The 24,267-nt window shown below is 72.0% G+C and carries 22 protein-coding genes; 11 read left to right on the top strand and 11 right to left on the bottom strand.

Features of this window, described 5'->3' with window-relative positions; translation table 11 throughout:
* Nucleotides 1–85: 85 nt before the first annotated feature.
* The 4 genes from ACIHAA_RS28535 to ACIHAA_RS28520 all read right to left on the bottom strand — a co-directional run bounded on the left by ACIHAA_RS28535 (nucleotide 86) and on the right by ACIHAA_RS28520 (nucleotide 3,719).
* Entirely contained in the window at nucleotides 86–802 is a 717-nt protein-coding gene (locus ACIHAA_RS28535; protein WP_399822130.1) for a DsbA family oxidoreductase, read from the bottom strand.
* Between the two features lie 76 nt (nucleotides 803–878).
* Nucleotides 879–1,418, bottom strand: a complete 540-nt coding sequence (locus ACIHAA_RS28530; protein ID WP_399822128.1) for a GNAT family N-acetyltransferase — start codon at nucleotides 1,416–1,418, stop codon at nucleotides 879–881.
* A gap of 123 nt (nucleotides 1,419–1,541) precedes the next feature.
* Nucleotides 1,542–2,150: a DUF1349 domain-containing protein gene (locus ACIHAA_RS28525; RefSeq protein ID WP_399822126.1), complete on the bottom strand. Its 609-nt coding sequence runs from the start codon at nucleotides 2,148–2,150 to the stop codon at nucleotides 1,542–1,544.
* 39 nt (nucleotides 2,151–2,189) lie between these two features.
* A complete protein-coding gene (locus ACIHAA_RS28520; protein ID WP_399822124.1) occupies nucleotides 2,190–3,719 on the bottom strand; it encodes an aldehyde dehydrogenase (NADP(+)) in 1,530 nt (509 codons plus the stop codon).
* Between the two features lie 142 nt (nucleotides 3,720–3,861).
* Here ACIHAA_RS28520 and ACIHAA_RS28515 point away from each other — a divergent pair, with 142 nt between their 5' ends.
* Nucleotides 3,862–4,635, top strand: coding sequence for an IclR family transcriptional regulator (locus ACIHAA_RS28515; protein WP_399822122.1), 774 nt, complete (start codon nucleotides 3,862–3,864; stop codon nucleotides 4,633–4,635).
* Nucleotides 4,636–4,784: 149 nt separating this feature from the next.
* Entirely contained in the window at nucleotides 4,785–6,242 is a 1,458-nt protein-coding gene (locus ACIHAA_RS28510; RefSeq protein ID WP_399822119.1) for a peptidoglycan D,D-transpeptidase FtsI family protein, read from the top strand.
* Between the two features lie 167 nt (nucleotides 6,243–6,409).
* Here ACIHAA_RS28510 and ACIHAA_RS28505 read toward each other — a convergent pair whose 3' ends face one another.
* From ACIHAA_RS28505 to ACIHAA_RS28495, 3 genes are all read right to left on the bottom strand, one after another.
* On the bottom strand, nucleotides 6,410–7,204 hold the full coding sequence (locus tag ACIHAA_RS28505) for an HAD family acid phosphatase (protein ID WP_399822116.1): 795 nt from the start codon (nucleotides 7,202–7,204) through the stop codon (nucleotides 6,410–6,412).
* Nucleotides 7,205–7,357: 153 nt separating this feature from the next.
* A complete protein-coding gene (locus ACIHAA_RS28500) occupies nucleotides 7,358–8,602 on the bottom strand; it encodes a hypothetical protein (RefSeq protein WP_399822113.1) in 1,245 nt (414 codons plus the stop codon).
* A complete protein-coding gene (locus ACIHAA_RS28495; RefSeq protein ID WP_399822111.1) occupies nucleotides 8,599–9,540 on the bottom strand; it encodes a 5-dehydro-4-deoxyglucarate dehydratase in 942 nt (313 codons plus the stop codon). Before ACIHAA_RS28495 ends, ACIHAA_RS28500 begins: the two co-directional genes overlap by 4 nt.
* Before the next feature lie 333 nt (nucleotides 9,541–9,873).
* On the opposite strand from ACIHAA_RS28495, the gene ACIHAA_RS28490 reads away from it, so the two are divergent.
* The 7 genes from ACIHAA_RS28490 to ACIHAA_RS28460 all read left to right on the top strand — a co-directional run bounded on the left by ACIHAA_RS28490 (nucleotide 9,874) and on the right by ACIHAA_RS28460 (nucleotide 17,356).
* Nucleotides 9,874–10,695 carry an NAD-dependent epimerase/dehydratase family protein gene (locus tag ACIHAA_RS28490; protein ID WP_399822108.1) on the top strand — a complete coding sequence of 274 codons (822 nt, stop codon included), beginning with the start codon at nucleotides 9,874–9,876 and terminating at the stop codon, nucleotides 10,693–10,695.
* Between the two features lie 299 nt (nucleotides 10,696–10,994).
* A complete protein-coding gene (locus tag ACIHAA_RS28485) occupies nucleotides 10,995–11,765 on the top strand; it encodes a DeoR/GlpR family DNA-binding transcription regulator (protein ID WP_399822106.1) in 771 nt (256 codons plus the stop codon).
* 94 nt (nucleotides 11,766–11,859) lie between these two features.
* Nucleotides 11,860–13,230 (top strand): ABC transporter substrate-binding protein, encoded by a 1,371-nt coding sequence (locus tag ACIHAA_RS28480; protein ID WP_399822104.1) that lies wholly within the window; start codon nucleotides 11,860–11,862, stop codon nucleotides 13,228–13,230.
* A complete protein-coding gene (locus ACIHAA_RS28475; protein WP_399822103.1) occupies nucleotides 13,227–14,165 on the top strand; it encodes a carbohydrate ABC transporter permease in 939 nt (312 codons plus the stop codon). The genes ACIHAA_RS28480 and ACIHAA_RS28475 overlap by 4 nt, the downstream gene beginning before the upstream one ends.
* Nucleotides 14,162–15,037 carry a carbohydrate ABC transporter permease gene (locus ACIHAA_RS28470; RefSeq protein ID WP_399822100.1) on the top strand — a complete coding sequence of 292 codons (876 nt, stop codon included), beginning with the start codon at nucleotides 14,162–14,164 and terminating at the stop codon, nucleotides 15,035–15,037. The genes ACIHAA_RS28475 and ACIHAA_RS28470 overlap by 4 nt, the downstream gene beginning before the upstream one ends.
* The gene (locus ACIHAA_RS28465) at nucleotides 15,034–16,023 is read left to right on the top strand and encodes a zinc-dependent alcohol dehydrogenase family protein (protein ID WP_399822098.1); all 990 of its coding nucleotides are present in this window, start codon (nucleotides 15,034–15,036) and stop codon (nucleotides 16,021–16,023) included. Before ACIHAA_RS28470 ends, ACIHAA_RS28465 begins: the two co-directional genes overlap by 4 nt.
* A gap of 88 nt (nucleotides 16,024–16,111) precedes the next feature.
* Nucleotides 16,112–17,356 (top strand): TerD family protein, encoded by a 1,245-nt coding sequence (locus ACIHAA_RS28460; RefSeq protein ID WP_399822238.1) that lies wholly within the window; start codon nucleotides 16,112–16,114, stop codon nucleotides 17,354–17,356.
* A gap of 95 nt (nucleotides 17,357–17,451) precedes the next feature.
* Here ACIHAA_RS28460 and ACIHAA_RS28455 read toward each other — a convergent pair whose 3' ends face one another.
* Both ACIHAA_RS28455 and ACIHAA_RS28450 read right to left on the bottom strand, forming a co-directional pair.
* A complete protein-coding gene (locus ACIHAA_RS28455; RefSeq protein WP_399822096.1) occupies nucleotides 17,452–18,018 on the bottom strand; it encodes a TetR/AcrR family transcriptional regulator in 567 nt (188 codons plus the stop codon).
* Between the two features lie 158 nt (nucleotides 18,019–18,176).
* Nucleotides 18,177–19,604, bottom strand: a complete 1,428-nt coding sequence (locus ACIHAA_RS28450; RefSeq protein WP_399822093.1) for a hypothetical protein — start codon at nucleotides 19,602–19,604, stop codon at nucleotides 18,177–18,179.
* Between the two features lie 360 nt (nucleotides 19,605–19,964).
* On the opposite strand from ACIHAA_RS28450, the gene ACIHAA_RS28445 reads away from it, so the two are divergent.
* Nucleotides 19,965–21,788: an endonuclease/exonuclease/phosphatase family protein gene (locus ACIHAA_RS28445; RefSeq protein WP_399822091.1), complete on the top strand. Its 1,824-nt coding sequence runs from the start codon at nucleotides 19,965–19,967 to the stop codon at nucleotides 21,786–21,788.
* A gap of 24 nt (nucleotides 21,789–21,812) precedes the next feature.
* Here the strand turns inward: ACIHAA_RS28445 and ACIHAA_RS28440 are convergent, their stop codons facing one another.
* Both ACIHAA_RS28440 and ACIHAA_RS28435 read right to left on the bottom strand, forming a co-directional pair.
* The gene (locus tag ACIHAA_RS28440) at nucleotides 21,813–22,556 is read right to left on the bottom strand and encodes an SRPBCC domain-containing protein (protein ID WP_399822089.1); all 744 of its coding nucleotides are present in this window, start codon (nucleotides 22,554–22,556) and stop codon (nucleotides 21,813–21,815) included.
* A 26-nt stretch (nucleotides 22,557–22,582) separates the two neighbouring features.
* Nucleotides 22,583–23,215 (bottom strand): ArsR/SmtB family transcription factor, encoded by a 633-nt coding sequence (locus ACIHAA_RS28435; RefSeq protein WP_399822087.1) that lies wholly within the window; start codon nucleotides 23,213–23,215, stop codon nucleotides 22,583–22,585.
* A 133-nt stretch (nucleotides 23,216–23,348) separates the two neighbouring features.
* Between ACIHAA_RS28435 and dapA the strand changes: the two genes are divergently transcribed.
* Nucleotides 23,349–24,257 carry a 4-hydroxy-tetrahydrodipicolinate synthase gene (dapA, locus tag ACIHAA_RS28430; RefSeq protein ID WP_399822085.1) on the top strand — a complete coding sequence of 303 codons (909 nt, stop codon included), beginning with the start codon at nucleotides 23,349–23,351 and terminating at the stop codon, nucleotides 24,255–24,257.
* The last annotated feature ends 10 nt before the right edge of the window (nucleotides 24,258–24,267 follow it).

Raw genomic sequence — 24,267 nt, 5'->3', positions numbered from 1 at the left:
GCCCGCCGAAGTCACAGTCCATTGCGCATTTCTGCGCGGTACCGCCAAGGAGTGCTTATGGAATGCCCGCGACCTGCCCGTTCACTCAGGTGCGGGGCACCTCGCAGCCGTCCGGACCGCAGGCCTCCGCTCCGCCGTCCTCGATCAGCCGCAGCGGGGAACGCTCGCCCCAGGCCTGCGTCAGCGCCTGAGTGAAGACCTCGGCGGGCTGGGCGCCGGAGACGCCGTAGGCGCGGTCGAGGACGAAGAACGGCACACCGTTCGCCCCCAGCTCGGCGGCTTCCCGCTCGTCGGCGCGCACGGCGTCCGCGTAGGCGGCGGGGTCGGCGAGCACCCGGCGTGCCTCCTCGGTGTCGAGTCCGGCCTCCGCGGCCAGCTCCACCAGCCGCTCGTCGCCCTCGGAGAAGACGGAGCGCTCCTCTGCGAAGTTCGCCCGGTAGAGGATCTGGATCAGCTCGTCCTGGCGGCCCCGCTCCCTGGCGAGGTGCAGCAGCCGGTGCATGTCGAAGGTATTGCCGTGGTCACGCCCGGTGGTGCGGTAGTCCAGGCCCTCGGCGGCGGCCTGGGCGCCCAGGTTGTCCTCCCCGGCCTGGGCCTGCGCCGCGCTCATCCCGTACTTCCCGGACAGCATCGCCAGAACCGGCTGGACGTCGCCCTTGGCACGGTGCGGGTCCAGCTCGAAGGAGCGGTGCACCACCTCGACCTCGTCCCGGTGCGGGAAGGCCCCGAGCGCCTTCTCGAAGCGGGCCTTGCCCACATAGCACCAGGGGCAGGCGATGTCGCTCCAGATCTCGACGCGCATATGTTCGGCTTCTCTCCAGTCCGTACGGGTGCGGAGCACTCCTCCGTCATGTACGTGAACCTTCAAGCGTCCGTTTTCATTCCCTCTCTCCCGCCTCGCCCGGGAGTGCCCGCACGGCGTACCGGAGACAGAGGTGGTGGTCGCCCTCTGCGGGCGGGTCCTCCGGGTCGGGGAGCCAGCCGTGACGGGCGTAGAAGGCCTGGGCGCGCCGGTTGTCCACATGCACGTCCAGGACGGCGGTGTGCCTGCCGTCGGCCGCCCACTGCTCGGCGCAGGCCGCGTGCAGTGCGCTGCCGATGCCGCGCCGCCAGTGATCGGGGTCCACATGGAACTGGAAGAGCTTGACGGTCCCGTCGGGCGCGTCCTCAGGAGGACGGAAGGAAGCCACGGCGACCACACGGCCCGCGGCGGCGACGCACAGCACCTGTCCGTCCGGCCGCCGGACGGCGCTCTCCCAGGCGGCCGTCCAGTCGAAGTCGTCCCGCGGGAGCCCGTCCGGATAGTAGGTCGCCCGGGCGCGTGCGTGCAGCGCGGCGATGGTCCCCACCTCGGCGGGCAGCGCGCTGCGGATCACCGGGCGGCCGGTCGTGCGGTCGGTCGTACGGTCTTCGATCATGACGGGGAGGACGTGAGCGGGGCCGGGGCGGTTCCGGGCGGACGGGACGGTTCCGGGCGGACGGGGCGTCCAGAACCACTCCGGCCGCGGTGGTCCGGGGCGCGGGCGGGTCCGGTCGTCCGCTCAGGAGCCGTCCCGCAGCCCCTGCGGCCAGGAGTCGCGGTAGGCGAGGTGGTCGAAGGTGACCACACAGCCCTCCCCCACCGGTGACTGTGCCATGAATCCCACCAGGGCCGCGCCCGTCTCCTGCGCGTCGCCCAGGGTGAACAGGCGGACGAAGGTCCACCGCTCTCCGTCCCGGGAGGCGTGGAAGGCGAAGGCCCGGCCGGTGCGGCTGATCCGGAGCCACACCGAACTGCCCTCCACGGTGAAGGAGTTGGCTTCGTCGGAGTGCCCGCGCGTCACCACCGTGCAGACCGTGGGCACGTCCGGCGCGTACTCCAGGCAGAGCTTGGCCCAGGCCCGCTCCCCCACCTGCACCCAGAGCACGCCCGCGTCGAAGGACGCGTTGAAACCGACGGTGACCCGGGCGATCAGCTGGAAGTCGCCCTCCGGGGCGCCGAGCAGCCGGGGTGCGTCCGAGGCCGGGTCCAGTCCCTCACCGGTGGGCGGAACGAAACGATCCTCCCGGGCCCCAGCCCAGCCGGTGAGCACCCGGTCCTCGTAGGACCAGTGACCCGGGGGCCCGTAGGTCCGCAACAGGAAGGGGAGTTCGGGAAGTTCGAGGTCCATGCGGCGAGTGTCCCAGCTCCCGGTCCGGGGGCCGGGCCGTCAGCGCTCCCGTCGTCCGCCGTACCGCCGCGGCAGCCCCAGCGGGTTGTCGTCCCGCAGCTCCGGCGGAAGGAGCGCCCCGGGGACGCCCTGGTACGCCACGGGCCGCAGCCATCGCTCGATCGCCGTGCCGCCGACCGAGGTGGAGGTGGAGGTGGTGGCCGGGTAGGGGCCGCCGTGGTGCTGGGCGTGCGCCACCGCCACCCCGGTGGGCCAGCCGTTCACCAGGACGCGGCCCGCCAGCGCGGTCAGCTCCGCCAGGATCGCCGCGCCGCGGCCCTCCCCGGCGGCCTCCCGTTCGGACAGGTGCACGGTCGCCGTGAGGGTGCCGGGCAGGCGGGACAGCACCTGCCCCGCCTGGGCCCCGTCCTCGTAGCGGGCGACCACGGTGACCGGGCCGAAGCACTCCTCGAGCAGCAGGTCGCAGGCGCCCGGGGCGGTCAGGTTCCCGGCCGGGACGGTCAGCACGCCCGGGCTCACCGTGTGCTCGCCGCCCGCGCCCGGCACCACCGGGGACTCCACGCCCGGCAGTGCGGCGCGCTCGGCGGCCCCGGCGAGGAAGGCGTCCCGCATCCGGTGGTCCAGCAGGACCCCGGCCGCCACCCCGCCGACGGCCTCCGCCAGCGACTTCACCAGCCCGTCGCCCGCCGCGCCCGCGGGGACGAGGACCAGACCGGGCTTCACACAGAACTGGCCCGTGCCCAGCGTCATGGAGCCCGCCAGCCCCGCCCCGATCGCCTCGGCGCGTTCGGCGGCCGCCGCCTCGGTGACCAGGACCGGGTTGAGCGAGCCCAGTTCGCCGTGGAAGGGGATCGGCACCGGGCGCGCGGCCGCCGCGTCGAAGAGGGCGCGGCCGCCGCGCACCGAGCCGGTGAACCCGGCCGCCGCGACCAGCGGGTGCCCGATCAGTTCGACACCCGCCCCGAAGCCGTGCACCAGGCCGACGGCGCCCCCGGGGATGCCGTGCTCGGCGGCGGCCTCGCGCAGGGCCGCCGCGACCAGCTCGGACAGGGCGGGGTGATCGGGGTGGGCCTTGACGACCACCGGGCACCCGGCGGCCAGCGCGCTCGCGGTGTCCCCGCCCGCCACCGAGAAGGCGAAGGGGAAGTTGGAGGCGGCGTAGACGGCGACGACGCCCAGGGGCACCTTGTAGCGGCGCAGGTCCGGGACCGGCGGGGTCGCCGTGTCGTCCGGGTGGTCGATGATCACGTCGAGGAAGGCGCCCTCGTCGACGAGGTCCGCGAAGGCCCGCAACTGATAGCAGGTGCGGGCGAGTTCGCCGGTGAGCCGGACCGGGCCCAGCGCGGTCTCCGCGTCGGCGGTGCCGACCAGCCGCTCCCCGGCGGCCTCCAGCCGGGCGGCCGCGGTGCGCAGGAAGGCGGCGCGGACCGTGCGGTCGGCGAGGGCTCCCCGGGCGGCGTGGGCCGCGCGGACGGCGGCGTCCACGTCCCCGGCCGTGGCCTCCGCCGTGACCTGTTCCCGCCGCTTCCCGGTACGGGGGTCGACACTCCAGACTGGTGCTGCTGCCACCGCGGGTCCCTCCAGATGTCGTGCCGCAATCCGTCCGGCGGCCATCGGGAGCGTTCGATATACTGAACGCCGTCTGAGATGGTGAATGTGCTACGTGGAGACTCTATCTCCAGCTACCCGTCGAACGAAGGGGCCAAAGGCGATGCCGGCAGGGGAGACAGGCGGCGGGGCACAGGTCAAGTCCGCGGTACGGACAGTGGAGTTGCTGGAGTACTTCGCCGGGCGCCCCGGGATGCACTCCCTGGCCGCGGTGCAGGAGGCCGTGGGCTATCCGAAGTCCAGCCTGTACATGCTGTTGCGCACGCTGGTGGAGCTGGGCTGGGTGGAGACGGACGCGACCGGCACGCGCTACGGCATCGGCGTACGGGCGCTGCTGGTCGGCACGTCCTACATCGACGGCGACGAGGTGGTGGCGGCGGCCCGCCCCACTCTGGACCGGCTGTCCGACGACACCACGGAGACGATCCATCTGGCCCGGCTGGACGGCACCAATGTGGTGTACCTCGCCACCCGGCAGTCGCAGCACTATCTGCGCCCGTTCACCCGGGTCGGCCGACGGCTCCCCGCCCACTCGACCTCCCTGGGCAAGGCGCTGCTCAGCACCTGCACGGACGAGCAGGTGCGCAAGCTGCTGCCCGAGACGCTCCCCGCGCTGACCGAGCACACCATCACGGACCGGGAGAAGCTGATCGAGGAGCTGCACCAGGTCCGCGAACAGGGTTTCGCCGTCGACCGCGAGGAGAACACCCTCGGCCTGCGGTGCTTCGGGGTCGCCATCCCCTACCGCACCCCGGCCCGCGACGCGATCAGCTGCTCGGTCCCGGTGGCCCGGCTCACCCCCGCCCATGAACAGATGATCAAGGACGCGCTGTTCGACGCCCGGGACCGGCTGACACTGGCGACGCGACGGCTGTGACCCGCCGACCCGACGACTGCGACCCGCCGCCCCGACACCGCCGCCTCCGCCGCTGCGGCTCCCGCGCCGCCGCCCGCTTCATGAGAGCCCGGTGAGAAAACGAGGCGGAAGGGAACGATCCCCGCCGTCCCGCTCGTCTTCCGAGCGGGATGAACAAGACAATCAGACGCGCATCGGTCTTTGCGCTGCTCCTGGTGGTCTCCCTGCTGGTCAGGGCGACCTGGGTTCAGTTCTACGACAGCAAGGCGCTCGCAGACGACAAGAACAACCGGCGGAACGCGATCAGGACCTACGCCGGACCGCTCGGAAACATCATCGTGGGGGGCAGCCCGGTCACGGGCTCGGCGAAGGCCGGCAGCGGCGACCTCGCGTACAAGCGCACCTACACGGACGGCAAGCTGTACGCGGCGGTGACCGGCTATGCCTCGCAGGCCTATGCGCCCACCCAGCTGGAGGGCATCTACCAGGACGTACTGAACGGCACGGACACCCGGCTGAAGACAGCCATGGACACGATCACCAACAAGCGCGCCGATCCGGGCGACGTGGTGACGACCATCGACCCGGGCGTCCAGAAGGCGGCCTACCGGGCGCTCGGCGAGACGAAGGGCGCGGCGGTCGCGATCGACCCCGCCACCGGCCGGATCCTCGGGATGGTGTCGACCCCGTCGTACGACCCCTCGTCGCTGACCGACGCCAACACCGCCGGAACGGCCTGGAAGCGGCTCATCGACGACTCCGACAAGCCGCTCACCAATCGCGCGCTGCGCCAGCCGCTGCCGCCGGGCTCCACCTTCAAGCTGGTCGTCGCGGCGGCCGCGCTGGAGGACGGGCTGTACTCCTCGGTGGATGTGAAGACGGACAGCCCCATCCCCTACCGGCTGCCGGGCTCCACCCATGACCTGCCCAACGAGAACCCGAACGCCCCCTGCACCGACGCCTCGATCCGCCAGGCCCTGCGCTACTCGTGCAACAACGTCTTCGGCAAGATGGCCGTCGACCTCGGCCAGGACAAGGTGCGGGCGATGGCCGAGAAGTTCGGCTTCAACGACGAGCAGCAGGACGTGCCGGTGCGCGCCTACGCGAGCGTCTTCCCGAAGGGCATGGACAAGGCGCAGACGGCGCTGACGGGCATCGGCCAGTTCGACGTCACGGCCACCCCGCTCCAGATGGCCATGGTGTCGGCGGCGATAGCCAACGGCGGCAAGCTGGTCTCGCCGCACATGGTCGCGCAGATCACCGACGGCGACGGCCAGGTGCTCCAGGACGACAACAAGGACCCGGAGTCCCGGCAGGTCGTCCGCTCCTCCACCGCGGAGCAGCTCCAGTCCGCGATGCGGACGGTCATCGAGCAGGGCACCGGCACCAACGCGCGCATCCCGGGCGCCACGGTGGGCGGCAAGACGGGTACGGCCCAGCACGGCGAGAACAACAGCAAGACGCCGTACGCCTGGTTCACGTCGTACGCGAAGTCCGACAGCAACGGCAAGGAGGTCGCCGTGGCGGTGATCATCGAGCAGTCGGACGCGGCACGCTCGGAGGTCAGCGGCAATGGGCTGGCGGCGCCCGTCGCCAAGGCGATGATGAAGGCGGCGCTGAAGAACTAGGGCCGCCCGGAGGCGTGTTGTCCCCGCCGGGGGCGGGTCCGGGGCAACCCCGGCCGCTCTCCGGCCGTCCTACCGCATGGAGCTGACGGCTCACCCCCCTGGCCGTCAGCAGGAACGCCCCCGCCGGTGACGACCGGCGGGGGCGTTCGCCCGTGGGATCAGCGCACTCAGCCGACGAAGTACGTCGGGTTCGGCAGCTTGTAGGTCCGGTCGGCGTAGCCGCCGTCGAGGTCCGAGTACTGGTCGCCGAAGTTGGCGATGATCCGGTACCCGAGGTCCTCGATGTGGGCGCGGGTGCCGGACTTGTACTGGACGGTGCTGCACTTCCAGCTGCCCGGGGCGGCGCAGTCCTTCAGGTAGGACGGCGGGTTGGCCGCGTCCTTGAGGAACATGTGGGCGGCGTCCAGATTGACGTCGGCGCCGACCTTCTTCAGGTTCTCGACCGCGGCGGAGCGCTGGGCCTCCGTCAGGCCGGAGTTGTAGAAGACCTCGACGCCCCTGGACTGGGCGTAGCGGACGAGCGCCGGGGTGCCGGGGACGGCGGGGCGGTCGGCCTTGGCCACGTAGTCGGCCCAGCTGGCCGAGTTGTAGGTGTAGTTGGTCTTCTTCTCGTAGTCGAGGCTGAGCAGCAGCGTGTCGTCGATGTCGAACACGACCGCGGGCTTCTCGCCGTGGCGGTGCGCCGAGCGGGCCGCCCGGTCGATGGAGTGCTTGGCGGACGACTCGACGCGCGCCAGGTCCCTGGCGTACGGGCTGTCCGGGGACGCCTGGTAGACGCCGTTGCTGTCGAGCGTGGCACCGTAGTAGGTGTCGATGTCCTTGACCAGCAGCCCGATGTTGTAGGGCTCGCGGGTGGAGTTCGCCGTCGACTGACCGGCGGTGGCCGCGCCCGCGCCGTACAGGGCCCCGCCGGCGACGGCGCAGGCGGCGACGAGGGCCGCGATGCGAAGTGACTTATGCATGACAGGATTTCTACGCGCGTCACCCACCCGTGCGCGACCCCCGTTGCGTGATCGATATCTACGGATGGAATGTCATCCGACTTATGGGGTAGGTGCATTGGGCTCCCGGGACCGGAACAGGGGCGCGTGGACGGGATCCAGCGCCCTTGCGATTCAGAGTTGGGCGAGTGCCTTCCGTACGGTCGCCAGGTCGCCGTCGGAGGCCAGACCGGCGTGGTAGAGCCGCAGTTCACCGGCGCCCCGCTCCGCGGCCGCCCGGGCGTCCCGCGCCAGCGTCGCCGGGCTGCCGCCCATGCCGGAGACCACCGTGAGGTTGGCCGCGAGCACGGCACCCGCCCGGCGCTGCTCCGCGAACGGGGTCAGCAGCCCGGGCCCGCCCGTGCAGGGCACCACCACGCCGTCCGCCACGGAGAGGATGTGCGCGGGGTCCACCCCGGCATTGGCTCCGCAGTGGTACGGCACCGGGTCCGCGTGCAGCAGCACCTGGAAGCCGTCGGGCGCGGCCGCGCGGACCGCCGCCACCGCGGCCTCCTGGAGGGTGCGGGCGGCATCCTCGCGCCAGGCCCGGGCGGCGGCGGCACGGTCCTCGCCCAGCAGCGCTTCGATCCCCGCCCAACCGTCCCCGCCGGCGGGGGACGCACCGACGGAGGCCGCACCGCGAGGTGACGCGGCACGGGAAGACGCACCACCAGGTGACACACCACGGGGTGGCGCGCCGCGCCACAGTGGCTGTAGCGCGGCCCGTACCGCCGCGGCCAGCTCCTCGGCGTCCTGTCCCCGTGCCCCGTAGCCCTCCCGGCAGACGGCGCAGAAGCACAGCGACATCAGATACTGACCGGCGTCCCCGAGCCGCACCCCACCGGTCTTGTCGTGGGCGTGCAGATGCGCCAGGCCGTACCAGCCGAGCGACTCCAGTTCGGTGCCGCGGGCGCCCGGCCGGGCGCCCGCCTCGGCGGCGAGGTCCACGAGATACGCGCGGATGCCGGGCTGCGCGATACAGGGCGCCCACGGATAGCGGTCGCCGTAGGCGTTGACGACCGAGGTGTCCGGATGTTCCTCGCCCAGGCGGGAGTTGTGCGCGAGCACCACCCAGGAGTGCACCTCGACCCCGGCTGCGGCCAGGGCCTCGGCCGCCGTACCGAAGGCGTCGCCCGGGGCCCAGTCCGCGGCCGGGTAGGGCCGCAGCGCCCTGCCGTTCCAGCGCGCGTCCGGCTGGTAGAGCACGGCGGCATGACGGGCCGTCACAACGCGGTGACGCGGATGGCGGGGGGTGAGGGCGCGGGTGGAGTGGTAGGCGGAGGCCAGGGTCGCCCGGTGGACACCGAGGGCCGCGATCCGGTCCGCGGCCTCCGGGTCACCGACGACGTCCCAGGGGTAGAGAAAGGCCGAGGCCTTCATCCGCCGTCCCGCAGCAGCGCCCGGCCGCGGTCGATGAGACGGCCGAGCCGTTCGATGTGTTCCGCGGGCGGATCGTGCAGCGGCGGCCGTACCCCGCCGACATCGAGTCCCCGCAGCCGGACGCCCGCTTTGACGAGTGAGACCGCGTAGCCGCGTCCCTCGGCGCGCAGTTCGACCAACGGGCGGTAGAAGCCGTCGAGGAGGCGGTGGACGGCGGGGTCGTCGCCCGCGGTGAGCGCCTTGTGGAAGGCGAGGGCGATCTCCGGGGCAAAGCAGAACACGGCGGAGGAGTACAGCGTGATGCCGATGCCGCGGTAGGCGAGCTGGGTCTGCTCGGCGGTGGGCAGGCCGTTGAAGTAGAGGAAGTCCTCCGGGACCTCGGTGCGTACGGCGCTGACGATGCGCTGCATCAGGTCCAGGTCGCCGAGTCCGTCCTTGAGGCCGATGACACCGTCCGTGCGGGCCAGCCGGACCACGGTCCCGGGGGTGAACAGGGCGTTGTCGCGCTGGTAGACGATGATCGGCAGCGAGGTCGACGCGGCCAGCTCCTGGTAGTGCCGCAGCAGTCCCTCCTGGCCCGCGGCCACCAGATAGGGCGGCAGGGCGAGGAGCCCGTCGGCGCCCGCCTCCTCGGCGAGCCGTGCGTAGCGCACGGCGAGCGCGGGGCCGTATCCGGTGGCCGCCACCACCGGCACCCGGCCCCCGGCCGCCTCGACGGCCGTGCGGACGCAGTCCTGGAACTCCTCGGGGGTGAGCGCGTGGAACTCCCCGGTGCCGCAGCAGGCGAAGACGGCGGCGGCCCCCGCCTCGACCCCCTGCCGGACATGCGCGCGGAAGACATCGGGGGCGAGGGCGCCGTCGGGGCCGTAGGCGGTCACGGGGAAGAACAGCGGCCCGCTGGGGACGCCGAGCCGGGCGGCGAGAGGGGCTGAGGTCACGGACTCTCCCTTGAGCAGGCGCCGGAAGACGGACATCGACGGCACACCGTGGTGCATGTTTCTGATCCATGTCCATATTCCTGAACGCATCCACGCTAGGACCCCGCCGCGGGGCCGGTCAAGCACACAGACCGGGGAACCCGGAGGCGAATACCGCGCCCGCGCGCGACACTTCCCTCGCCCGGGCGCGACACTTGACGGGCCGGACCGCACCTCCCTAGCGTTTCCATGCATGTGAATGCCGTACACGAATGCGGCCGTCGCCTCCCCGGCCGGTGCCGGTCGGCCCCGGTCAGTCCCCGTCGGGCGAGCCGCAGAAGAGGAGACCCGAGGATGACCGCTCCGCGCACCGAGCCCCGCACCGTGCTGCTCACCGGCGCCGCCGGCGGTGTCGGCACCCTGATGCGGGGGCTGCTGCCCGGGTACGGCTACCGGCTGCGGCTGCTGGACGTGCGGCCCGTCGAGGGCGAACCGGACGCCGTCACCGCGGACCTCGCGGACCGTACGGCCCTGCGGGAGGCCGTACGGGGCGTCGACGCGATCATCCATCTCGCGGGCATCTCGGTCGAGTCCACCTTCGAGAAGGTCCTCAGCGCGAACATCGAGGGCACCTACCACCTGTACGAGGCCGCCCGGGAGGAGGGCGTCGGCCGGATCGTCTTCGCCTCCTCCAACCACGCGGTCGGCTGCACCCCGGTCCCCCGCGGCGGCGACCCGCTGATCCCGGTGACCACCCCGCACCGCCCGGACACCTTCTACGGCCTGTCGAAGTCCTTCGGCGAGGACCTCGCCCAGCTCTACTGGGACAAGCACGGCCTGGAGACCGTCTCGGTGCGCATCGGCTCCTGCTTCCCCGAGCCGACCGGGGTGCGAATGCTCTCCCTCTGGCTGAGCCCCGGGGACTGCGCCCGCCTCTTCCACGCCGCCCTGACCGCCGAGCACGTCGGCCACACCGTCGTCCACGGCTCCTCCGCCAACACCCGCCTGTGGTGGGACCTCGGCAGCGCGCGGGCGCTCGGCTACGAGCCCCGGGACGACTCCGAGCGCTACGCCGCCGCGCTCCTCGCCGAGCAGGGCGAACTGGACCCGGAGAACCCGGCCCATGCCCGCCTCGGCGGCCACTTCGTCACCGACCCCCCGATCTGGCCGTACTGACCGCACTGAGGACGTACGGCGGGGCGGACGGGCACCGAACGGGCCCGGCCGCCCCCCGTTCCGGGCGCCGAGGCCGCCCGTTCCCACCGCCTCCCCCGCTCCCCCGCAGGTCCGCGACGGGCACCGCGTTGACCGAACAGGCGGGATCGGGCACATCCGGGCATGCAACAGACCTGGTCACCGCCGCGCGCCCGCTGTAAAAAATCCTCCAGGGCCCGAACGGGCACGGCCGGACCGCCCCCAGGGGCGAAACCGGCCACCCGGACCGGCGGACCAGTGGAGGGAGGCGGGAGGCGACGATGACGACGAGGACCGCGGAGGAGCGCCAGCGGGAGATCGTCCAGGCCGCGCGCCGCGCGGGCGCGGTGGACGTCACCACGCTCGCCACCGAACTGGGCGTGGCCAAGGAGACCGTACGGCGCGATCTGCGCGCCCTGGAGGACCACGGACTGGTCCGCCGCACCCATGGCGGCGCCTATCCCGTGGAGAGCGCCGGATTCGAGACGACCCTTGCCTTCCGCGCCACCAGCCATGTGCCCGAGAAGCGCCGGATCGCGGCCGCCGCGGCCGGGCTGCTCGGGGACGCGGAGACCCTCTTCGTGGACGAGGGCTTCACCCCCCAGCTGATCGCCGAGGCGCTGCCCCGGGACCGCCCGCTGACGGTGGTCACCGCCTCCCTCGCCACGGCGGGGGTGCTCGCCGAGGCCGAGAACACCACGGTCCTGCTGCTGGGCGGCCGGGTGCGGCCGGGAACGCTCGCCACCGTCGACCACTGGACGACGAAGATGCTGGCCGGGTTCGTCATCGACCTGGCGTACATCGGCGCCAACGGCATCTCCCGCGAACACGGGCTGACCACCCCCGACCCGGCGGTCAGCGAGGTCAAGGCCCAGGCGATCCGGGCCTCGCGGCGCACCGTCTTCGCGGGGGTGCACACCAAGTTCGGGGCGGTGAGCTTCTGCCGCTTCGCGGAGGTGGCCGCCCTGGAGGCGATCGTCACCAGCACGCTGCTGCCGGCCTCCGAGGCCCACCGCTACTCGTTGCAGGGACCCCAGGTCCTCCGCGTCTGACCCCGCCCGCCCTCGACCCCCACCACCCCCGTCCCCCGGGGCACGACCACACCCGTGCGCGCCCCTTATCTCCCCAAACGTCCAGGAGCGATCCATGCGCACCCAGAGCCGACGGAGGCCGCGAGCGACGCTCGCCATGGCCGCCGCAGGGACGCTGCTCGCCCCCCTCCTCTCCGGCTGCTGGGTCGGAGCGGGCGGGTCCGGTTCCGGCGGCAACTCCATCAACGTCCTGATGGTCAACAACCCGCAGATGGTGGAGTTGCAGAAACTCACCGCGTCGCACTTCACCAAGGAGACCGGCATCAAGGTGAACTTCACCGTGCTGCCGGAGAACGACGTCCGCGACAAGATCAGCCAGGACTTCGCCAACCAGGCCGGTCAGTACGACGTGGCCACCCTGAGCAACTACGAGATACCCATCTACGCCCGCAACGGCTGGCTGCACGAGATGAACTCGTACACGGCCAAGGACCCCGGCTACGACGAGCAGGACATCCTGGGGCCGATGCGCCAGTCGCTGACCGGCGACGACGGCAGGCTCTACGGGCAGCCGTTCTACGGGGAGTCGTCCTTCCTCATGTACCGCAAGGACGTCTTCGCCGCGAAGGGCCTGACCATGCCCGCCCACCCCACCTGGCAGCAGGTGGCCGACCTGGCCGCCGAGGCGGACGGCGCGAAGCCCGGGATGCGGGGCATCTGCCTGCGCGGGCTGCCCGGCTGGGGCGAACTCATGGCGCCGCTCACCACGGTCGTGAACACCTTCGGCGGCACCTGGTTCGACAAGGACTGGAAGGCGCAACTGGACTCACCCGGGTTCGAGAAGGCGACAAAGTTCTATGTCGATCTGGTGCGGCAGCACGGGGAGTCCGGAGCCGCGCAGTCCGGCTTCGCCGAGTGCCTCAACAACATGACCCAGGGCAAGGTCGCCATGTGGTACGACGCCACCTCCGCGGCCGGTCTGCTGGAGGCCGCAGGCTCCCCGGTCAAGGGCAAGCTCGGCTACGCCCCGGCACCGGTGGAGAAGACCTCCGACTCCGGCTGGCTCTACACCTGGGCCTGGGGCCTCCAGAAGGCGTCCCGCAACCCGGACAAGGCCTGGAAGTTCATCTCCTGGGCCTCCGGAAAGCAGTACGAGCAGCTCGTCGGGGACACCAGCGGCTGGGCCGACGTGCCCGCGGGCAAGCGGGCCTCCACCTATGAGAACGCGGCCTACCGCAAGCAGGCGGCCGCCTTCCAGGACATGACCCGCAAGGCCATCGAGGGCGCCCGGCCCAACGATCCCGGCGTGCAGCCCCGTCCCGCGCCCGGCATCCAGTTCGTGGACATCCCCGAGTTCACCGACCTCGGGACCAAGGTGTCCCAGGAGATCAGCGCGGCCATCGCCGGACGCCAGTCGGTCGGCGCGGCCCTGAGGAAGTCCCAGCAGCTCGCCGAGAAGATCTCCAAGGAGTACAAGGGACGATGACCGCCACGACCGCGGCCTCCGTGGCCGCCCCGTCCGTACGCACCGCGCACCGGCCCCCGGCGCGGCTGCGCGCCTGGGCCACCCGGGCGCCGCTGCTGCCCGCCCTGATCTTCATGATCGCCGTGACCCAGCTGCCCTTCGTGGCCACCCTGGTGATCTCGTTCTTCGACTGGAACGCCCTCTATCCGAAGGCCCGCCACTTCACCGGCGTCGACAACTACCGCCAGGTCCTCACCGACGCGGACCTGCGCCACTCGGTGTGGACCACGGTCCTGCTGACCGTCGCGGTGGTGCTGGTCAGCCTGGTGCTCGGGCTGGGCCTGGCCCTGCTCCTGGACCGCAGGTTCCGCGGCCGGGGCTTTGTCCGCACCCTGCTGATCGCGCCCTTCCTCGTGGTCCCGGTCGCCGCGGCCCTGCTCTGGAAGCACGTGCTCTACAACCCCGAATACGGCCTGCTCAACGGGCTGTTGCACTATGTGGGCGGCCCGCAGCCGGACTGGATCTCCCACACCCCGCTGCTCGCGGTCGAGGCCTCGCTGATCTGGCAGTGGACCCCGTTCATGATGCTGATCCTGCTGGCGGGCCTCCAGAGCCGCGACCACCAGCAGACCGAGGCCGCCCGGGTGGACGGCGCGAGCAACTGGCAGATCTTCCGCCATCTCACCCTGCCGCATCTGCGCCGCTACCTCGAACTCGGCGCCCTGCTGGGCTCGATCTACATCGTCCAGAACTTCGACGCGGTGTTCACCCTCACCTCCGGCGGGCTGGGCACCGCCAACCTCCCCTACACCGTCTACCAGAGCTTCTACCAGGCCCATGAGAACGGCCTGGCCTCGGCCGCAGGCGTCCTGGTCGTCCTCGGTTCCATCGTCATCGCGACCTTCGCCCTGCGCGTGGTGTCGTCCCTGTTCCGCGAGGAGGTGTCCCGCGCATGAGCGCCGTCGCCGAACGCACCGCCCCCCGGCGCCCCGCCGCCGTACGCAACCGCAGCCGCCGCGGAGCCGGTCTCGGCCTGCTGGCCTGGCTGGCCGGGCTGCTGTTCTTCCTGCCCATCGCCTGGATGGCCCTGACGTCCTTCCACTCGGAGGCCGACGCCGCCACCAACCCTCCGTCCTTCGGGGCCGCCCTGACCCTGGACGGCTACCGCGACTTCTTCGGCGTGGGCGGCGGCGCCAGCCCCTGGCCCTCGCTGATCAACTCCACGGTGGCATCGCTGGCGTCGACGCTCTGCGTCCTGCTGCTGGCCCTCCCCGCGGCCTACGCGCTGTCCGTGCGACCGGTGAAGAAGTGGACCGACGTCCTCTTCTTCTTCCTGTCCACCAAGATGCTCCCGGTGGTGGCGGGACTGCTGCCCATCTATCTGTTCGCCAAGAACGCCGGGATGCTCGACAACATCTGGCTCCTGGTCATCCTCTACACCTCGATGAACCTGCCGATCGCGGTGTGGATGATGCAGTCCTTCCTCGCCGAGGTCCCGGTGGCGGTGATCGAGGCGGCGCAGATCGACGGCGCCCGGCTGCCCACGGTCCTCACCCGCGTGGTGGCCCCCATCGCCCTGCCCGGGATCGCCGCCACCGCGCTGATCTGCTTCATCTTCAGCTGGAACGAGCTCCTCTTCGCCCGGGTGCTCACGGGGGTGGTCGCCGAGACCGCGCCCGTCTTCCTGACCGGCTTCATCACCAGCCAGGGCCTCTTCCTGGCGAAGGTGTGCGCCGCGTCGCTCGTGATCTCCCTGCCGGTGCTCGCCGCGGGGTTCGCCGCCCAGGACAAGCTGGTCCAGGGCCTGTCGTTGGGAGCCGTGAAATGAAGGCCGCCGTCATCGAGTCCGTGGGCCGCGCCGTCGTCACCGAGGTCCCGGACCCGACGCCCGGGCCCCGCGACGTCGTCGTGGAGGTCGCGGCCTGCGGACTGTGCGGAACGGATCTGCACATCCTCCAGGGCGAGTTCGCGCCCAAGCTGCCGATCGTGCCCGGGCACGAGTTCGCGGGCACCGTGGTCGGCACGGGCACCCAGGTCACCGAGGTGTCGGTCGGCGACCGGGTGGCCGTGGACCCCTCCCTGTACTGCTTCGAGTGCCGGTACTGCCGCGCCGGGCACAACAACATGTGCGAGCGCTGGGCCGCGATCGGGGTGACCACGGCGGGCGGGGCGGCGCAGTACGCGGTCGCGCCCGTGGCCAACTGCGTGAAACTCCCCGAGCACGTACTCACCGAGGACGCGGCGCTGATCGAGCCGCTGTCCTGCGCGGTGCGCGGCTACGACGTGCTGAAGTCACAACTGGGCGCGCATGTGCTGATCTACGGCTCCGGGACGATGGGCCTGATGATGCTGGAGCTGGCCAAGCGCACCGGCGCGGCGAGCGTGGACGTGGTGGACGTGAACCCGGCACGCCTCCAGACCGCGCGCGGTCTCGGTGTCTCGGGGGCCGCGGCGAACCCCGACGAACTGGACCGCCCCCAGGGCTGGGACCTGGTGGTCGACGCCACCGGCAACGCGGCGGCGATCCAGGACGGCCTGGGCCGGGTGGCGAAGGCGGGCACCTTCCTCCAGTTCGGCGTGGCGGACTACGCAACCCGGGTCACCATCGACCCGTACCGCATCTACAACCAGGAGATCACCATCACCGGCTCCATGGCGGTGCTGCACAGCTTCGAGCGGGCGGCGGAGCTGTTCGCGGGCGGGGTGCTGGACCCCGAGGTGTTCATCAGCGACCGCATCCCGCTGGAGCAGTACCCGAAGGCGCTGGAGCAGTTCGCGGCGGGCGTGGGACGCAAGATCGTGGTGGTGCCGTAGCGGATCCGGGGAGGCGGCCGGGTCGGCCATCCGGCCGTCGGTAAGGGAACGGTAAAGCGGGCCCGTTCGTTCACGGGGTATGACAGCTATGACCCCCGGCTCGAACATCGCGCTCGCAGCCACCCGCGTGACCGTCGACGTCGCCGCCCCGGTGCGGCTCGATGTCTCGGCACTGCTGCTCACCGGCGACGGCAAGGTGCGCTCCGACGACGACTTCATCTTCTACAACCAGCCCTCGGGCCCGGGTGTCAGCTACCGCTCCGGCGGTGGCACGGCCCCCGACTCCGTCACGGTGGACACCGCCGGGGTCCCGGACGGCATCGAGAAGATCGTGGTCACCGCGAGCCCCGACGCCGCGGGCCAGACCTTCCAGGGCGTGGAGCCGACGGCCACGGTCCGCGACGCGGACGACAACAGCGTCCTCGCCACGTTCACCCCGCCGCAGCTCGGCACCGAAACGGCGCTGGTGGTCGTGGAGGTCTACCGCAGGGGCGGCGCGTGGAAGGCACGCGCCGTCGGCCAGGGGTACGCGGACGGTCTGGCGGGCATCGCCACCGACTTCGGCGTCACGGTGGAGGAGCCCGCCGCACCCCCGGCTCCCACCACCGCGCCCTCTCCGCAGCCCCCGGCGCCCGCCACCGCGCCGACGCCCCCGGCGGCGCCGCCCGCCGCGGCCGCCGCTCCGCCGGTGCCCGCCGCGGCTCCGCCAGTGCCCGCCGTTGCCCCGGCTCCGCCCGCCCCGGCCCCCGGCGCCGGGAAGATCAACCTGGACAAGGGCCGGGTCAGCCTCCAGAAGAACCAGACCGTGTCCCTGGTCAAGGGCGGCCAACCCCTGCTGTCCCGGGTCAGAATGGGCCTCGGCTGGGAGCCCGCCTTCCGCGGCAAGGACATCGACCTGGACGCCTCGGTCATCGCCTACGGCCCCCAGCGCAACCATGTCGACAGCTGCTACTTCGGCAAGCTGACCATCCTGAGCGGCTCCGTCCAGCACTCCGGCGACAATCTCACCGGAGAGGGCGGGGGCGACGACGAGGTCATCACGGTTGACCTCGGACGCCTCCCTCAAGAGGTCACGGGCCTGGTCTTCACCGTGAACTCCTTCTCCGGGCAGAAGTTCACGGAGGTCGCCAAGGCCTACTGCCGTCTGCTGGACGACGCGACCGGCGAGGAGCTGGTCCGCTTCGACCTCACCAACGCCGAACCGCAGACGGGCGTGATGATGGCCAAGCTGATCCGGCAGTTCTCCGGGGAGTGGGACATGACCGCCATGGGCGACTTCGTGAAGGCCCGCACGGTGCGGAACATGGTGAAGCCGGCCGCGGAGGCCCTGTAGCGGCCCTGTGGTCGGCAGCCCAGCGGCCGCACATACTTCCGGGGTGCCCGCGGACCGGGCCGGTCCCTGTCCGCGGGCGCGTCCCCGGCCGCTCCTCAGGGACGCAGCCCCTCGGCCAGCAGCGAGAGATAGCGGTGGATGTGCGTGCCCTGCCCGTCGGCCAGTTCCGAGGCCGTCGCCACCCCGTGCGCCAGTCTCAGGACCTCGATCGGCTCGATGTCCGCCCGCAGGGTCCCCTCCCGCTGCGCCGCCCCCACCAGCCGGGCCGCCGCGCCCTTGATCGAGGTGCCGCAGACCGTGAGCGCCGCCGGGCCGCCGTCCGCGACGGCCGACCCCACCAGGGCCTTGAGCCCGCGCACCTGAAGGCTCCCCACGCAGAGTTCGTGCAGCCAGGCCATCAGGGCCTCGCCCGGCGGCAGATGTTCCGCGAGCGCGTCCGCCCGGGCCGCGATCGCCTCGACCCGGTCCAGGTAGGCCGCCTCCAGCAGCGCCTGACGTGTGGGGAAGTGCCGGTAGAGGGTGCCGGATCCGACGCCCGCCCGTTTGGCGATGTCGTCCAGCGAGGCGTTCTCCCCGTGCTCGGCGAAGGCGACGGCGGCCACCGTCAGCAGCCGCTCGTAGTTACGCCTCGCGTCCGCTCGCATGGGCCTGATCTCTGGCATCCGGACACTCCTTGCGAACCCGGGGATCCCCTTTCCGTACTGTAACGGGCGGACGCGGAGCGCTTTTCCGCGCGGCGGGCGCCCGGACCGGCGCTTCTCCGGCCCGGCTCGCTCCTGTGTCACAGCCCCCGGTGGGACCCGGCCGCCGCCCTGCTCCCTCAACCGCCTTGCTGGGAGCGGGCCTTGAACGCGGCCTTGCGGGCCTCCTTGGCCATCTTCTTGTCCGGGTGCAGGCGCCCCATCGCCTCCAGGACCTCCGGGGTCGCGGGGTGGTCCACCCGCCAGGCCGTGTCGAAGAAGCCGCTGTGCTGCGCCGCCAGGCCCTCCACCAGGCCCCGCAGCTCCTCGGAGTTGCCCTCGGCCGCCAGCTGCGCGGCCACGGTGTCGATCGTCAGCCAGAAGACCATCGACTCCGGCGGCGGGGGCACATCGGCCGCCCCCCGCTCGACGAGCCAGACCCGGGCCAGGCCGCCCAGCTCCGCGTCGTCCAGCACCTCCCGCAGCGCGGGCTCCGCCTCGGGCCCGACCAGGGACAGTGCCTGCTGGCAGCGCAGCCGTCGCAGCGGCGCCCCGGCGTCGGAACCGCGCGCGGCCGCGAGCAGCTCCCGGGCGGCCGCGAGCGGCTCCCGGCGGGTCAGCCACTGCTCGGTCTCGGCCTGGGCCGCCGCCGGCGGGAACGCCGAGGTGCCGTCGAGCAGCGCGTCCGCGCCCTTGTCCGCGAGTTCCCCGACCGCGGGGGCGGACATCCCCGCCTCCAGCAGCCGGGCCCGGACCCCGTAGAGACCGAGGGGGGTCAGCCGTACCATCCCGTACCGGCTGACATCCGTCTCGTCCAGCGGTGCGGCGGGCTCCTCGTCGGCGTCGGCCATCAGGGCCTCGTCGACGGGCCGGAAGTCGACGAGCCCGATCGGCTCCAGGATCCGGAACTGGTCGTCCAGCCGCATCATGGCGTCCGAGACCTGCTCCAGGACGTCATTGGTGGGTTCGCCCATGTCGTCCGGCACGATCATGGACGCGGCGAGCGCGGGCAGCGGCACCGGGCCCTCGCCGGGCCCCTCCTCGCTGACGGTGAGCAGATAGAGGTTGCCCAGCACTCCGTCGAGGAACTCGGCCTCCGCCTCCGGGTCCCAGTCGAGGGAGGAGAAGTCGATCTCGACGCCCTCGTCCAGGGCGCCGACGAGGTCCTCCAGATCGGGCACGCTCGCGTCGGCGAGCACGGTGTCCAGCGCGCCGAGCCACACGCCGAGCACGTCGTGCGGGCTGCCCGAGGTGAGCAGGGCGAGGTCGGCGCCCGCGGCGACCGTCCCCTCCTCCTCGTCGACGATCTCGACGAGTCCGCTGTCGACGGCGACCCGCCAGGCCTCGCCCGCATAGGCGGCGGCGTCCTCGCCGGTCAGCCCGAGGACCTCGGCCGCGGCGGGCAGCTGCTCCTCGACGAGTTCGCCCCCGGCGCCCACGCGGGTGTCCGGCCCCGCCCAGCGGGCGAGCCGGGCCGCACGGGAGAGCAGCGGCGCGGCGAGCGCATCCCGGGCGAGTTCCGCTTCGGGGTGCAGCCGTACCGGCGGCAAGGGGGAGCTGTCTGACATCGGCGGGGCCTCCTTGGGGGCGTATGTAGTGGCCGAGGGGCGCGCCCCGGAGCACACGGCTCAGCCTAGACGGATTTCCACCCATGCCGCCCGGTTCATCTCTCCGCAGGGCACCGTACATGGCCGAAACCTTGACAACTGACCTGGGAACACAGGAGATTGACGCGCGTAGAAGTCGGCGGACAGTTGTTCACCAAGACACTTTCAGCGATCGTCCGGTGATCGTCCCGGTGATTGCCCAGGTGATCATCCCGCCGCCCTTCTGTATGCGCGGACGCCGCCCACCGGCGCGGCCGTCCCGGTTCCACGCACCACGTACCACTCGTCCCGGCACCCACGTATGTCCCCGGAGGGATCCCGTTGCCGAGCAAGTCTTCCGCGCGCCTCGCCGCGCTCACCGTCGCCGCCGCCTGCTCCGTGCTGTCCGGCGTGGTGCTCACCGCGCCGGCCCACGCGGACACCGTGCGCATCCATGACATCCAGGGCACCACCCGCCTGTCGCCGCTGGCGGGCCAGAAGGTCACGGATGTGCCCGGAATCGTCACGGGCGTGCGGACCTACGGTTCGTCGAAGGGTTTCTGGATGCAGGACCCGAACCCGGACGCCAACCCGGCCACCAGTGAGGGCGTCTTCGTCTTCACCAGCTCCGCCCCGAAGGTCGCCGTGGGCGACTCGGTCACCGTGGCGGGCACGGTCTCGGAGTACGTACCGGGCGGCACCTCGTCCGGCAACCAGTCGGTCACCGAGATCACCAAGCCGACCGTCGCGGTCCTGTCGAGCGGCAACGCCGTACCGGCCCCCGTGGTGATCAACGCGCGCTCGGTGCCCTCCCGGTACGCCCCGGCGGGCGACACGGCCGCGAGCGGGTCGATCAACGCCCTCCCGCTCCAGCCGACGCAGTACGCCCTGGACTACTACGAGTCCCTGGAGGGCATGAACGTCCAGGTCTCCGACGCCCGGGTGATCACCGGCACCGACCCGTACACCGAGCTGTGGGTCACGGTGAAGCCGCATGAGCACGCCAACCGCCGCGGCGGCACGGTCTACGGCTCCTACACCTCGCAGAACACCGGACGGCTCCAGATCCAGTCGCTCGGCGCGACCGCCGACTTCCCCGCCGCGAACGTGGGGGACACGCTCGCCGGGACCACCACCGGCCCGCTGGACTTCAACCAGTTCGGCGGCTACACCCTGGTCGCGAACCAGCTCGGCACCCTCAAGAGCGGGGGCCTGAAGCGCGAGACCACCCACAAGCAGGCGCGCGGCGAGCTGGCCGTGGCGACGTACAACGTGGAGAACCTGGACCCGTCCGACGGCACCTTCGCGGCCCACGCCGCCGCGATCGTGAACAACCTCCAGTCGCCGGACATCGTGTCCCTGGAGGAGATCCAGGACAACAACGGCGCCACCGACGACGGCACGGTCGCCGCGGACCAGACGGTGAACAAGCTGATCGACGCGATCGTCGCGGCGGGCGGCCCGAAGTACGACTGGCGCTCGATCAACCCGGTCAACGACCAGGACGGCGGCGAGCCCGGCGGCAACATCCGCCAGGTGTTCCTCTTCAACCCCGCGCGGGTCTCCTTCACCGACCGTCCGGGCGGCGACTCCACGACCGCCGTGGGCGTCACCAAGGTGCACGGCAAGGCGCAGCTGACGGCTTCCCCGGGCCGGATCGACCCGGCCAGCGACGCCTGGAAGGCCAGCCGCAAGCCGCTCGCCGGTGAGTTCGTCTTCCGCGGCAGGACGGTCTTCGTGATCGCCAACCACCTGACCTCCAAGGGCGGCGACCAGGGGCTGGCCGGGCAGTACCAGCCGCCGGTGCGCAGCTCCGAGACCCAGCGCCACCTTCAGGCGACCGAGGTGCACGACTTCGTCAAGAACATCCTCGACACCCAGAAGAACGCCGAGGTCATCGCGCTCGGTGACATGAACGACTTCCAGTTCTCCGACACCGCGAAGACCCTTGAGGGCCATGGCGAGCTGTGGTCGGCGATCAAGTCGCTGCCGAAGAGCGAGCAGTACACCTACGACTACCAGGGCAACAGCCAGGTCCTGGACCAGATCCTGGTGAGCCCGTCGATCCGCCGCGGTGGTCTGCACTACGACAGCGTGCACATCAACTCGGAGTTCCACGACCAGATCAGCGACCACGACCCGCAGGTGCTCCGCTTCCGCCCGTAGCGGTCGCGGGTGAGCCGGACGGGGTCAGCCGTGGACCCCGTAGACCCCGTCCAGCCACCGCTGCCAGGCGAGTTCGTTCGCCTTGGCGTCGGCGTCCGGTGCGAAGTCGTGCACGCTGATGCCCACCGGGGCGCCCCAGTGATTGCGGCCGAAGAAGCGGATCAGGGCGTTCCCGGTGCGCAGCCCGATGAAGTAGGGGCTGCGGAAGTCCAGTACGGCGTCCAGGGTCCCCCCGCCGGGTCCCCGGACGCCGACCGTGCCGCCCACCGGGGTGTCCTCGGCGAGCCCCAGGGCATCCCTCACGGCGGTGAAGGCGTCGGCGGCCGTGGACGCCTCGGGCCCGTTGAGGGTCGCGAAGGTTACCGGGCGCGGCGCGAAGCGGGTCAGATACTCGCGCAGGGTGTGCAGATAGAAGTCGGTGTGCCGGCTCGCGCCGTCGTACTGGTTGTCCCAGTCGTCGACGAAGATCCCGCTGTGCACATAGCGCACCCAGGCACGGCGGCCCCCGTCCCGCGGCTCGATGGTGTGGTCGAGCTGGTTGAGGGTCTGCCGGGAGACGCCCTCGGCGGCCGAGACGCGGTTGGCGTAGCGATGGGGCGGGTCCCAGGCGGTGACCTCGGAGCCGAAGGGTCCGGCGCCGCCCACCCGGGGCTCCGGCGGCTCCATCGGCCACAGATAGCCACCGGTGCCGTGGGTGACCGCCTCCCAGACCTCCTCGGGCGTGGCGTCGACCTCGAACTCGCGGACGATCTCGAATTCCTGGGGCATGGTGTGGCTCCTGTGCGACGTGCGGTTCAGCTGGTGAGTTCGGGCGCCGGAGTCCCGGGGTCCTGCCCGGCGGATGCCGCCCCGAGGGCGGGGTGAACGGCGACCACGATCCGGTGGTCACGGCCCCCCTCGGCATCGGGGGCGTCGTACTTGCTGATCAGGGCCCCGACACCGGCCGTCAGCTCCTGGACGAACGCGGCCCGGTCGGCGGCGCTGGCGAAGCGCACCTCGCCGTCCAGCGCGTAGGTCGCGAGCCCCTTGCGGGCCTTGGCGGCACCGGTGAGCAGCGAGCCGACGTCCCGCACCAGCCGGGCGCCGAGCGCCAGCAGCCACCGTGCCGAGAGCTGGTCGCGGAACCGGTCCGGGTCCGGCTGCACGGAGGCGAGCGCCAGGGGGCTGATCACATATGAGGCGGCGGTGGCCCGCATCAGCCGCTCGGTGACATTGCCCTTGCGGCGCTCCCCGGCCAGCTCCACCAGGCCGTGCCGCTCCAGGGCCCTGAGGTGGTAGTTCACCTTCTGCCGGGGCAGCCCCACCCGTCCGGCCAGCATGGCGGCCGACGCGGGCCCGCCCGCCAGCTCGGCGAGCAGCCGCGCCCGCACGGGGTCCAGCGACACGGCTGCCGCCTCGGGGTCCTCGATCACGGTCACGTCCAGCATGGCCCCCACCCTCCCACCGAAAACTTTTTTTGTCCACGCGCCCCCATCACCCCCACCCATCACCACTCCTAACGAATACCCGTGAGGAGATTTAAGTGGATCTTTATGATCATCCTCCCCGAAACTGCTGCACATGACGACAACCGCCTCCGTGCCCCCTCCCCCGCCCTTCGGCCGCGCCCTGTGCGCCGTGGTCACCCCCTTCACCGAGTCGGGCGCGCTCGACCTGGACGGGGCCCAGCGGCTCGCCGACCGGCTGGTGTCCGGCGGCTGCGAAGGACTGGTGCTCAACGGAACGACGGGCGAGTCCCCGACCACCACGGACACCGAAAAGACGGCGCTCGTCCAGGCAGTTCGGGAAGCGGTCGGCGACCGTGCGTCCGTCCTCGCGGGCGTGGGCACCGCCGACACCCGGCACACCGTCCAACTGGCCCTCGCGGCGGGCAAGGCGGGCGCGGACGGCCTCCTGGTGGTCAGCCCCTCCTACAGCAGGCCCCCGCAGGACGCCCTGGCCCAGCACTTCCACGAGGTGGCGGACGCCTCGGAACTGCCCGTCATGCTCTACGACATCCCCGGCCGCACCGGCACCCGCATCGAGCCCGACACCATGATCCGGCTCGCGGACCACCCCCGCATCGTGGCCGTCAAGGACTGCTCCTACGACCTCCTGGGCATCCAGAAGGTCCTTTCCCGAACGGATCTGGCCTGCTACGCGGGCTGCGACGAACACTGCCTCGCGCTCTACGCGGTGGGCGGCGCGGGCTGCGTCAGCACGGTGGCGAACGTGGCCCCGGGCGCCGTGCGGGCCGTACTGGACGCCTTCGACAGCGGCGACACGGCTGCCGCGACCCGGGCGCAGCACCGCCTCCTGCCCCTGATCGAGGCCATGATGGCGGCGGGCCTGCCCGGCACGGTCACGGCCAAGGCCCTCCTCACCGCCCTCGACCTGCCCGCCGGCCCGGTCCGCCCGCCGCTGCGCCCCGCACCCCCCGGAACGACCGCCGGACTCCTGTCCCTGCTCGCCCGGCTGACAACCGACTGACCTGCTGCCC

Origin of the sequence: Streptomyces sp. NPDC052040, assembly GCF_044548405.1 — a bacterium.
Taxonomy (GTDB): domain Bacteria; phylum Actinomycetota; class Actinomycetes; order Streptomycetales; family Streptomycetaceae; genus Streptomyces.
The sequence above is the reverse complement of the archived record's forward strand: the minus strand, read 5'-3'. Positions and strand labels throughout refer to the sequence as shown.

Bases quoted from the DNA above. Each gene is read 5' to 3' on its own strand.
- ACIHAA_RS28535 (WP_399822130.1), bottom strand. From the start codon at position 802: ATGCGCGTCGAGATCTGGAGCGACATCGCCTGCCCCTGGTGCTATGTG.
- ACIHAA_RS28530 (WP_399822128.1), bottom strand. From the start codon at position 1,418: ATGATCGAAGACCGTACGACCGACCGCACGACCGGCCGCCCGGTGATC.
- ACIHAA_RS28525 (WP_399822126.1), bottom strand. From the start codon at position 2,150: ATGGACCTCGAACTTCCCGAACTCCCCTTCCTGTTGCGGACCTACGGG.
- ACIHAA_RS28515 (WP_399822122.1), top strand. From the start codon at position 3,862: ATGCCGGCAGGGGAGACAGGCGGCGGGGCACAGGTCAAGTCCGCGGTA.
- ACIHAA_RS28510 (WP_399822119.1), top strand. From the start codon at position 4,785: ATGAACAAGACAATCAGACGCGCATCGGTCTTTGCGCTGCTCCTGGTG.
- ACIHAA_RS28505 (WP_399822116.1), bottom strand. From the start codon at position 7,204: ATGCATAAGTCACTTCGCATCGCGGCCCTCGTCGCCGCCTGCGCCGTC.
- ACIHAA_RS28500 (WP_399822113.1), bottom strand. From the start codon at position 8,602: ATGAAGGCCTCGGCCTTTCTCTACCCCTGGGACGTCGTCGGTGACCCG.
- ACIHAA_RS28490 (WP_399822108.1), top strand. From the start codon at position 9,874: ATGACCGCTCCGCGCACCGAGCCCCGCACCGTGCTGCTCACCGGCGCC.
- ACIHAA_RS28485 (WP_399822106.1), top strand. From the start codon at position 10,995: ATGACGACGAGGACCGCGGAGGAGCGCCAGCGGGAGATCGTCCAGGCC.
- ACIHAA_RS28480 (WP_399822104.1), top strand. From the start codon at position 11,860: ATGCGCACCCAGAGCCGACGGAGGCCGCGAGCGACGCTCGCCATGGCC.
- ACIHAA_RS28475 (WP_399822103.1), top strand. From the start codon at position 13,227: ATGACCGCCACGACCGCGGCCTCCGTGGCCGCCCCGTCCGTACGCACC.
- ACIHAA_RS28470 (WP_399822100.1), top strand. From the start codon at position 14,162: ATGAGCGCCGTCGCCGAACGCACCGCCCCCCGGCGCCCCGCCGCCGTA.
- ACIHAA_RS28465 (WP_399822098.1), top strand. From the start codon at position 15,034: ATGAAGGCCGCCGTCATCGAGTCCGTGGGCCGCGCCGTCGTCACCGAG.
- ACIHAA_RS28460 (WP_399822238.1), top strand. From the start codon at position 16,112: ATGACCCCCGGCTCGAACATCGCGCTCGCAGCCACCCGCGTGACCGTC.
- ACIHAA_RS28455 (WP_399822096.1), bottom strand. From the start codon at position 18,018: ATGCCAGAGATCAGGCCCATGCGAGCGGACGCGAGGCGTAACTACGAG.
- ACIHAA_RS28450 (WP_399822093.1), bottom strand. From the start codon at position 19,604: ATGTCAGACAGCTCCCCCTTGCCGCCGGTACGGCTGCACCCCGAAGCG.
- ACIHAA_RS28440 (WP_399822089.1), bottom strand. From the start codon at position 22,556: ATGCCCCAGGAATTCGAGATCGTCCGCGAGTTCGAGGTCGACGCCACG.
- ACIHAA_RS28435 (WP_399822087.1), bottom strand. From the start codon at position 23,215: ATGCTGGACGTGACCGTGATCGAGGACCCCGAGGCGGCAGCCGTGTCG.
- dapA (WP_399822085.1), top strand. From the start codon at position 23,349: ATGACGACAACCGCCTCCGTGCCCCCTCCCCCGCCCTTCGGCCGCGCC.